Raw genomic sequence first — 1,006 nt, forward strand, 5'->3', positions numbered from 1 at the left:
CTCACGGTACTGCTTCACTATCGGTCGCTAGGAAGTATTTAGCCTTGGCAGATGGTCCTGCCGGATTCATACGGGGTTTCACGTGCCCCGCACTACTCGGGATCCGTCTCGGAGGGAACAGGCTTTCAATTACAGGGCTTTTACCTTCTTTGGCGGGCCTTTCCAGACCTCTTCGTTTAACCCGTTCCTTTGTAACTCCATGTGAGACGTCCCACAACCCCAGAGAGCAAGCTCTCTGGTTTGGGCTGTTCCGCGTTCGCTCGCCGCTACTGACGGAATCACTATTGTTTTCTCTTCCTCAAGGTACTTAGATGTTTCAGTTCCCCTGGTATGCCTCTACACAACCTATGTATTCAGTTAGGTGTAACTGGATATTACCCCAGCTGGGTTTCCCCATTCGGACATCCCCGGATCAAAGCTTGCTTACAGCTCCCCGAGGCAGTATCGTTGTTCGCCACGTCCTTCATCGGCTCCTAGCGCCTAGGCATCCTCCGTGTGCTCTTAGTAGCTTAACCATATGCTCCGGTTTCGACTGCTCACTTCCCTTGGTTTGCTTGCGCAAATCCAAAAGTCGTTCCCATTCGATACCATCGCAAAGCAGTTTTCGCTAATATTGAAACTTGTTTAACACAAGTTCAGCTAAAAGGAATGTTCTAATTCGCAATTTTCGTTTCGATATCTAGTTTTCAAAGAACAAGCTAAATAGACGAAATTCTTTGGTGGAGCCAAGCGGGATCGAACCGCTGACCTCCTGCTTGCAAGGCAGGCGCTCTCCCAGCTGAGCTATGGCCCCTCAAATTCCATCAAAACTGAACAAATGGATAAGTAACGATGTTGCTGTCGCAGGTTCAGTGAACCTGCGTATTTGAATGTTTCCGCTACGGGAAACGATTCTCCATAGAAAGGAGGTGATCCAGCCGCACCTTCCGATACGGCTACCTTGTTACGACTTCACCCCAATCATCTATCCCACCTTCGGCGGCTGGCTCCTTGCGGTTACCCCACC

General features: G+C 50.0%; 1 tRNA gene and 2 rRNA genes. All 3 read right to left on the reverse strand.

The features are described 5' to 3' along the window. A 23S ribosomal RNA gene (locus GUA98_RS29250) occupies positions 1-515 on the reverse strand; the annotation flags it as partial. 202 nt (positions 516-717) lie between these two features. Further along, positions 718-793 (reverse strand) — tRNA-Ala (locus GUA98_RS29255). Between the two features lie 108 nt (positions 794-901). After that, positions 902-1,006 (reverse strand): 16S ribosomal RNA (locus tag GUA98_RS29260); the annotation flags it as partial.

The organism is Paenibacillus sp. P13VS (genome assembly GCF_015143645.1).
Classification (GTDB): Bacteria; Bacillota; Bacilli; order Paenibacillales; family Paenibacillaceae; genus Paenibacillus; species Paenibacillus xylanilyticus_A.